At 73.7% G+C, this 8437-nt stretch carries 8 protein-coding genes; 6 read left to right on the top strand and 2 right to left on the bottom strand.

What is annotated here, in order from left to right:
* Positions 1-45: 45 nt before the first annotated feature.
* Entirely contained in the window at positions 46-435 is a 390-nt protein-coding gene (trxA, locus tag ACFWFR_RS14635) for a thioredoxin (RefSeq protein WP_056650509.1), read from the bottom strand.
* A gap of 157 nt (positions 436-592) precedes the next feature.
* Here trxA and ACFWFR_RS14630 point away from each other — a divergent pair, with 157 nt between their 5' ends.
* The 5 genes from ACFWFR_RS14630 (at position 593) to ppk2 (ending at position 5977) form a co-directional block, all read left to right on the top strand.
* Complete coding sequence (locus tag ACFWFR_RS14630; RefSeq protein WP_377623433.1) at positions 593-2023, top strand: MFS transporter; 1431 nt, start codon at positions 593-595, stop codon at positions 2021-2023.
* Positions 2010-3644 (top strand): pyridoxal phosphate-dependent decarboxylase family protein, encoded by a 1635-nt coding sequence (locus ACFWFR_RS14625; protein WP_377623432.1) that lies wholly within the window; start codon positions 2010-2012, stop codon positions 3642-3644. The genes ACFWFR_RS14630 and ACFWFR_RS14625 overlap by 14 nt, the downstream gene beginning before the upstream one ends.
* Before the next feature lie 120 nt (positions 3645-3764).
* The gene (locus ACFWFR_RS14620; protein WP_191803581.1) at positions 3765-4334 is read left to right on the top strand and encodes an NUDIX hydrolase family protein; all 570 of its coding nucleotides are present in this window, start codon (positions 3765-3767) and stop codon (positions 4332-4334) included.
* Positions 4331-5011 carry a Pr6Pr family membrane protein gene (locus tag ACFWFR_RS14615; protein ID WP_377623431.1) on the top strand — a complete coding sequence of 227 codons (681 nt, stop codon included), beginning with the start codon at positions 4331-4333 and terminating at the stop codon, positions 5009-5011. Before ACFWFR_RS14620 ends, ACFWFR_RS14615 begins: the two co-directional genes overlap by 4 nt.
* Positions 5012-5122: 111 nt before the next feature.
* Positions 5123-5977 (top strand): polyphosphate kinase 2, encoded by an 855-nt coding sequence (ppk2, locus tag ACFWFR_RS14610; protein WP_377623430.1) that lies wholly within the window; start codon positions 5123-5125, stop codon positions 5975-5977.
* 10 nt (positions 5978-5987) lie between these two features.
* On the opposite strand, the gene ACFWFR_RS14605 is transcribed toward ppk2, so the two are convergent.
* Entirely contained in the window at positions 5988-7688 is a 1701-nt protein-coding gene (locus tag ACFWFR_RS14605; protein WP_377623429.1) for an ABC-F family ATP-binding cassette domain-containing protein, read from the bottom strand.
* A 135-nt stretch (positions 7689-7823) separates the two neighbouring features.
* Here ACFWFR_RS14605 and ACFWFR_RS14600 point away from each other — a divergent pair, with 135 nt between their 5' ends.
* Positions 7824-8240 carry a DUF3054 domain-containing protein gene (locus ACFWFR_RS14600; protein ID WP_191803587.1) on the top strand — a complete coding sequence of 139 codons (417 nt, stop codon included), beginning with the start codon at positions 7824-7826 and terminating at the stop codon, positions 8238-8240.
* Positions 8241-8437 lie beyond the last annotated feature (197 nt).

Genomic DNA, 8437 nt, shown 5'->3' with positions numbered 1-8437 from the left:
CCGGCCGGAGCCGGGGTCCTTCGTCGAGCTGCGTGCGCCGGAGCGTCAGGCGTCCGCCTGACCGTTCGACCCGGCGGCCTGCGCCTGCGCGATCTGGGCGCGGACGTCGTCCATGTCGAGGCCCTTGACCGCCTCGACGACCTGCTCGAGCGCGGGCGCGGGGAGCGCGCCGGGCTGCGAGAAGACGAGCACGCCCTCGCGGAACGCCATGAGCGTCGGGATCGAGGTGATGTTCGCGGCGGCCGCGAGACCCTGCTCGGCCTCGGTGTCGATCTTGCCGTGCACGACGTCGGGGTGGGTCTCCGAGGACGCCTCGAACACCGGGGCGAACTGGCGGCACGGGCCGCACCACGACGCCCAGAAGTCCACCAGGACGATGTCGTTGTCCTTGATGGTCTGCTCGAACGTGGCGCCGGTGAGTTCCTGGGTTGCCATGAAGGTCCTTCCTGAGGGGTTCACCAGGTGCAGCAACGGGTCGGGGCCCGGTATTCCCGGCACGGCGGGTGGGAGTCCGCGCGTGCTGGCGGGTGGCACGACCGCCGTCGGCCTGGCCTGCGTCGCCGTGAGCGAGGTCACGTCTAGGCTGTGGCGCGTGGAACGCCTCAGGCCGCGCACGATCGCGGGATACGCCATCGGTTCGGTCGGCACGGGTGGGTTCGGCACGCTGCCGGGCCTCATGCTCCTGTACTACCTGACCGACGCGCTCGCGGTCCCGGCCGCGGTCGCGGGCCTGGTCGTGACGGGCGCCAAGGTCTGGGACGTCCTGATCGACCCGTTCATCGGGTACGGCAGCGACCGCGACCTGGCCCGCACCGGGTCCAGGCGGCGCTTCATGACGATCGGCGCGGTCGCGATCCCGGTGTTCTTCGCGCTGACGTTCGCCGTGCCGGCAGGGGCGTCGACCGTGGCCGCCTCGATCTGGGTCCTGGTCGCGTTCCTGCTCGCGGCCACGGCGTTCTCGATGTTCCAGGTCCCGTACATCGCGCTGCCCGCGGAGATCGCCCCGACCTACGACGAGCGCACGCGCCTCATCAGCTGGCGCGTGGCGACGCTCGCATTCGCGATCCTGCTCTTCGGCGCCGGTGGTCCCGTGCTGCGCGGCGAGACGAGCTCGCTGTCCGGGTACCTGACCCTCGGGGTGGTCGCCGGTCTGGTCATCGGGGCTGGCATGTTCGTGGCGTCACGCGTGGCCCCGCGCGGCGCACGGGCGTCCGGCCCGACGGCGCAGCTCCCCCCGGGCGCGCAGGCCGCGGCCCCGGTGGCAGCGGTCTCGGCGCTCGGCGCCTTCCGGATCGCGGTCGCCGAGGCCGTCTCGACCCTGCGCCGGAGCCAGCCGTTCCGCGTGCTCCTCACGGCGTTCTTCCTCCAGGCGCTCGCGACGGGACTCATGCTCGCAGCCGCGAACTACGTCGCGACGTACGTCCTGGAGTCGGACCTCGCGGTGAGCCTGCTGTTCGCGGCGCTCATCGCCCCGGCGCTGCTGGTCATGCCGCTCTGGAACCGGCTCGCGCGCCGCGTGGGCAAGGAGCGCAGCTTCGTCCTGGCGAGCGCGCTGTTCGCGCTCGCGACGCTGTGCATGGTGCCCCTCGCGTGGGCCCCGGGCTCGTGGGTCTACCTGCCCACGGCACTCGCGGGCGTCGGCTACGCGGGCATGCAGGCGCTGCCGCTCGCGATGCTCCCCGACGTGATCGCGCACGACGCGCGCACGGTGCCCATGACGGGCCAGGGCGCGTCCGATCGCGGCGGTGCCTTCAGCGGGGTCTGGACCGCGGGCGAGACGACGGGCATGGCGTTCGGCGCCGGGCTGCTGAGCCTCGTGCAGTGGGTCACGGGCTACCGGTCCTCGAGCGCGGGCGTCACGCCCGAGCAGTCGACGGCCGCGATCGACGGCATCGCGCTCTCGTTCTCGTTGGTCCCGGCGGTTCTTGTCGCGCTGAGCCTCGTCGCCCTCGTACGCTATCGACTGCGCAGGGGCGACATCGACGTGCCCACCGAGGAGTCCGCCGCGCATGAGCGCCCTTGACGCCACCCCCCTGCCCGCCCCGCCCGTCCTGCGGACCGAGGGCATCCTCGACCGCCTCGCAGCGCTGCGCGCGGCCGACGCCCCGACGCACGGGGGCCGTGTGCTCTCCTACGTCTACGACCCGGACCTGGCCGAGCTCGACGCCCTCGCCGGGGACGCGATCCGCGCGGTCCAGCCGCTCAACGCCCTGGACCCCACGACGTTCTCCTCGGTCGCGGTCATGGAGCGCGAGCTCGTCGCGTTCGCGCGCGACATGCTGCACGGGACCGGCGCGCAGGACGCGAGCGGCGTCGTCGGGACCGTGACGTCCGGTGGCACCGAGAGCTGCCTGCTGGCGGTCAAGACCGCGCGCGACGCGTTCCTCTCCGCCCAGCCCGCGCAGGCCGACGGCGCGCCGCGCACGGTCGGGACGCTCGGCTTCGCGCTGCGCGTGGTCGCCCCCACGACCGTGCACGCCGCGTTTCACAAGGCCGCGGCCTACCTGGGGCTCGAGCTCGTGCTCGTCCCGGTGGACCCGGTCACGTGCCGCGCGGTCCCGTCGGCACTCGCCGCGGCCGTGGGCGACGGACGGGACGTCGCGCTCGTCGTGGTCTCCGCGCCCTCCTACCCGCACGGGGTCGTGGACCCCGTCGAGGAGGTCGCGGCCGCCGCGAGCGCCCTGGGCGTCCCGGTCCACGTGGACGCGTGCGTGGGCGGGTGGGTCCTGCCCTTCTGGCCCGACGACGCAGCCCAGGTCCCGCTCTTCGACTTCCGTGTCCCGGGGGTCACCTCGATCTCGGCCGACATCCACAAGTACGGCTACGCCCCCAAGGGCACGTCCGTCCTGCTGACGCGCGACCGCGACCGCCAGCGCCACCAGCTGTTCGCGACGACGCGCTGGCCGGGCTACCCCGTCGTGAACTCGACCGTCATGGGCTCCAAGTCGGCGGGACCGCTCGCCGCGGCGTGGGCCGTGACGCAGGCGCTCGGCGTGCCCGGCTACCGGGCCGTGACCGCACGCTGCGCGGGGGCCACGTCCGCCCTGCGCGAGGTGCTCGGGTCGATCGAGGGCCTGCGGATCGTGGGGCACCCCGTGGGACCGCTCGTGGCGGTCGCGACCGACGAGTCCCTCCCGGTCGAGCGGCGGATCGACCCGCACGTGTGGTCGGACGCGGTGCGGGCGAGCGGGTTCGTGCTCCAGCCCCAGCCGGGCTTCACGCAGCCCGACGGCTCGCGTCTGCCGCACACGACGCACTTCACGGTGACCCCGGTGACGGTGGGCGTGGTCGACGAGCTGGGTGGCGCGCTCCTCGCGGCCGCCGACGCCGTCCGCGGTGTCCCGCGACCCGACCCCGAGCAGGTGCTGACCGGGCTGCTCGCGGCGCTCGCACCGGGCGTCGAGCCCGCCGAGGCGGTCGCGGCGCTCGGGTCGCTCGACTCGGCCACGGCCTGGGGGCTCGTGCAGCGCACGGTGCTGGGTGGTGCCGACACGCGCGGAGGCGACGCGCCCGAGCCCGGCACGGGCCCCATGGCCCCGCTCCTGGCGCTCGTCGAGGCGTTGCCGTCCGCGGTCGGCGAGCGCCTGCTCGTCGAGCTCATCGCCCGGCTCGCCGAGCCGGTGGCGGGGCCTCCGACCCTCTGAGCGCCCGGTCGGTGGGGCGTCGCGGTGCTCGGTCGACGAGACGTCGCGGCGCCCCTCCCGCCGGCGGCCCGTGCCTTGCGGCGCAGCGCACGGGACGGGTGCGGATGGTAGAACAGTCGGGTGACGGACACCGCGGACTTCCCGCCCGACGACTTCTCCCGTGAGCTCCCCCAGCCGGCCGGGTGGCTGAGCGCCGAGGACCTCGCGGCCGCACGGTCGCACCTTCCTCTCGTGTACGTCGACGCCGTCCCGGTCAGGGTCGACGACTCGGGCGACGTCGTCGCGGTCGGCCTGCTCCTGCGCGTGACCCCCGAGGGCCAGATGACCCGGGCGCTCGTGTCCGGGCGCGTGATGTACCACGAGCGGATCCGCGACGCCCTGCTGCGGCACATAGAGAAGGACCTGGGACCTGTGGCCCTCCCCCACGTCCCGGCCTCCCCGCAGCCGTTCACGGTCGCCGAGTACCTCCCCACGCCCGGCATCACGGGCTACCACGACCCGCGGCAGCACGCGGTCTCGCTCGCGTACGTCGTCCCGGTCTCCGGCGACTGCCAGCCCCAGCAGCAGGCGCTCGAGCTCGCGTGGCTCACGCCCGAGCAAGCGTGCAGCGACCAGGTCCAGCTCGAGATGCACGGCGGTCAGGGCACGCTCCTGCGCCAGGCCATGGCGTACGTCGGCCGCCTCACGTGAGCGCCGCGCAGGTCGCCACGCCGTCCCGCACCCGGTGGCGTGGCTTGACGGCCGCCCGCTGGTGGCACGGCGTGGTCGCGGCCATGACGCTGACGGGAGTGGTGTGGGAGCTGTTCGCGACCCTCGGCCGAGGCCCGGAGGCCGGCGACTCGACCGCGACCCTCGTGGTCCACTTCTTCAGCTACTTCACGATCCTGTCGAACCTTCTCGTCGGGGTCACGAGCGCGATGCTCCTCGTGAACCCGGTACGCGACGGGCGCGTGTTCCGCATCGCCCGGCTCGACGCGCTCCTGTGCATCGCGGTGACCGGGATCGTCTACAACACGGTGCTCGCCGGGCTGCAGGAGCTGAGCGTCGCGGGCCTCTTCACGAACCTGTTCATGCACCAGGCCGGTCCGTTGCTCGCGGTCGTCGGGTGGCTCGTCGTGGGCCCCCGCCCGCGCATCGACTCCGCGACGATCTGGTGGTCGGTCGTCGCGCCGCTCGCGTGGATCGTCTACATCTTCGTGCAGGGCGCGTTCACCCGCTGGTACCCCTACCCGTTCATGGACGTGACCGAGATCGGGTACCCGCAGGCGGTGCTCAACACGGGGGTCGTGGCCGTGGTGTTCCTGGGCCTCGCGGCCCTGCTGGGCCGGGTCGACCGGCGGATGAAGCCCGCCCCCGCACCGGACTGACGCCTGTTCGCCCCGCAGGCCGTCGGCGCGTGCGGATCTTCACCCGCACGGCCGGGCGAACCTGCTCGCGCGCCTTCCGGAGCCGCCTCCCGCCGGCGGTAGCGTGTCGCCATGTCGAAGACGTCGAAGAAGAAGTCGAAGAAGGCCAAGGGCCCGTCCCTGTCCCGTGAGGTCTACGAGGCCGAGCTGTTCCGGCTCCAGGCGGAGCTCGTCAAGCTCCAGCAGTGGACGCAGGCCACGGGCACGCGGGTCGTGGTGATCTTCGAGGGCCGCGACGCCGCGGGCAAGGGCGGCACGATCAAGCGCATCACGCAGTACCTGAGCCCGCGCATCGCACGGATCGCCGCCCTGCCGACGCCCACCGAGCGCGAGCGTTCGGAGTGGTACTACCAGCGCTACATCGCGCACCTGCCGGCGGCGGGCGAGATCGTGCTGTTCGACCGCTCCTGGTACAACCGGGCGGGCGTCGAGAAGGTCATGGGCTTCTGCACGCCTCAGGAGTACCAGCGCTTCATGCGCCAGACCCCGGTCTTCGAGCAGATGCTCATCGACGACGGGATCCTGCTGCGCAAGTACTGGTTCTCGGTCTCGGACGCCGAGCAGCTCAAGCGGTTCCGCTCCCGGCTGTCCGACCCGGTCCGCCAGTGGAAGCTGAGCCCCATGGACCTGGAGTCGATCCACCGCTGGGAGGACTACTCGCGGGCCAAGGACGAGATGATGGTGCACACCGACGTCCCCGAGAGCCCGTGGTTCGTCGTCGAGTCGGACTCCAAGAAGAACGCCCGGCTCAACATGATCGCCCACCTGCTCTCGACCATCCCGTACGTCGACGTGCCGCACGACAAGGTCGAGCTGCCCGACCGCCCCCAGGCGTCGAGCAGCTACGTGCGTCCCCCGCGCGAGCTGGCGAACTACGTCCCCGACCACGTGGCCCAGCTCCTGGGAGACCCCGAGAACGGGTTCTGAGCGGCGCGCGCTAGAGCTCGAGCGTGGGCCAGTCCGCGAAGTCCTCGCGCATCCGGCGGTCGTGCGTCGCCACCACCACGGCCGCAGGGGTCACGCGCAGCGCCTGGGTCAGCTCGTCGACCAGGTCGATCGAGAGGTGGTTGGTCGGCTCGTCGAGCAGCAGGACGTGCGGCACGGCGAGCAGCGCGCGAGCCAGGTCGAAGCGACGCCGCTGCCCTGCGGACAGCTCGCGCAGCGGCCGGTCCAGGTCCTCCTCGGTCAGCAGCCCCATGAACGCGACGGGCACCAGGTAGTCCGGGTCGAGCGTGCCCGCCGAGAGCAGGTCGAGCGCCTCCTGCGCGTACTCCTCGAAGCCCGTGCGCTCCTCGGCGCCCGCCGGGAGCGTGGGGCCCTCCTGCGCGACGATCCCGACCCGCACGCCCTCGGCGACCGAGCGGGTGCCCCGATCGAGACCGATCGTGCCCGCGAGCGCCGCGAGGAGGGTCGACTTGCCCGAGCCGTTCGGCCCGGTGATCAGCAGCCGGCCCGACGGCGGGATCGCGATGCGCGTCCCGGGCAGGTCGAGCCGGGCGCCCGCGGGCACGGCAGCGGGAGCCGGGCCGTCGCCGTCGTCGGGCAGGCCGCCGGGCTCGCCCGGACGCTCGCGCGGGCCCGCATCCACGCGCGGGCTGCGCACCTCGAGCAGCGGCAGGTCGGGGGCCCACCCGGGCGACATGGCCAGCAGGTCGGGGAAGCGCAGCTCGAGCGGAGGGACGGGGACCTCGACGGCCTCGGCCTCGAGCTTCTGCACGAGCCGGTCCGCGGCCTTGACGTGGATGCGCGCGTGCGTCGCACGACGGTGCTTCTGGCTGCCCTTGGCGGGACGCCACTCGTCGGAGAGCCCCTCGTACGACGCGTCGAGGCGCTCGGCGAGCTTCTCGGCGCGCTTGCGCTCTGCCCGGTAGCGCTGACGCCACCGGTGCAGGGCCTGGTTCTTGGCGAAGCGGTAGGCGAGGTAGCCCGGCTGCCCGTACAGGACGGGCTTGCCGTCCATCGCCGGGTCGAGGTCGAGGATCTCGGTCGCGACGTCGTCGAGCAGCTGGCGGTCGTGCGTGACCATGACGATCCCTCCGCCCCAGGCCACGATCTCGCCCGTGAGGAAGTCGATGCCGCTCGTGTCGAGGTGGTTGGTCGGCTCGTCCAGGAGCAGGAGGTCGCTGCGCTCGGCCAGGCGGCACGCGAGGCGCACGCGGTAGCGCTCGCCGACCGAGAGCGTCGCGAGCTCGCGGTGCGGGTCGCGGCACGCGCCCAGCCGGGACAGCGCGACCTCGACGCGACGGTCGGCGTCCCACACGGCCAGGTGCTCGGCCCGGGCCAGCACGTCCGAGAGCTCGGCGAGGCTGCCGTGCTCGTGGTCGAAGTCGCGGGTCACGGCGTCGAGCTCTGCTCCCACGGCCCGCACGGTCGCGAGGCTCTCGCGGACCAGGTCGCCCACGGTCTGGCCGGGCAGCGGGACGAGCTCCTGCTCGACGACGGCGAGCGAGCCCTGACGGCGCACCGCGCCCCCGCTCGGCGGCAGCGTCCCGGCCAGGACACCCAGGAGCGTCGACTTCCCGCTGCCGTTCTCACCGACCACGCCGAGGCGCGTGCCGGGGGCCACGCGCAGGGAGACGCCCGAGAGGACGGGGCGTCCGGGGTAGGAGAAGGAGAGGTCGTCGACAGCCAGGTGCACGGGTCAACCCTAGAGGGACCTGAAGGGCAGGCGCGCCCTTCCCTCCTGCCGCGCCACGTCCCGGCCCGTGGACGTGGCCCGCGCAACACCTGGCGGCGGACCGTGGCGCGGGCGCGCTCCGGTAGCGTCGTGGCCATGACCTCGACGCCTGCCACCGCCCCGAGCCCGCCCCGCCCGACCGTCCGGACGGGCGTCGTCGCCCTGGCCGTCGTGCTCGACGTCGTCGCGGTCCTCGCGTTCGCGGCAGGCGGCCGGGCGACGCACTCGGCGGACAGCCCGCTGACGGCGGTCCTGTCGATCGCCTGGCCCTTCCTCGTGGGCCTCGCGGCGGGCTGGGTCCTGCTGCGCGCGTGGCGGTGGCCGCTCGCGGCCTGGCCGACCGGGGTCGTGCTGTGGGTCACGACGTGGGTCGTGGGGATGGCGCTGCGCTGGGCCACGGGCGAGGGGCTCGCGACCGCGTTCCTCGTGGTCTCCGCGGCGTTCCTGCTCGCGACGCTCGTGGGCTGGCGACTCGTCGCTCTCCTCGTGCTCACGGTGCGCGGGCGCCGGTAGGGCGGTCCGTCGGCCTGGAGCGCCCGGCGGCGCGGGGGCAGGTGGCCCGTCTCGCGACCGGGCACCGGCACCAGCCACCGCTCGATGCCCTGCGCCCCTGGCGCCCAGAACGAGGTCGAGATCGTTCTGACGAGTTTCGTGGCCACGACGTCGTGGTCGAGCGCGCGGAACGTCGTCCTCGACGTGCGGCTCGGACG

The organism is Oerskovia sp. NPDC060287, from assembly GCF_042726775.1.
GTDB lineage: Bacteria > Actinomycetota > Actinomycetes > Actinomycetales > Cellulomonadaceae > Oerskovia > Oerskovia merdavium.
The sequence above is the reverse complement of the archived record's forward strand: the minus strand, read 5'-3'. Positions and strand labels throughout refer to the sequence as shown.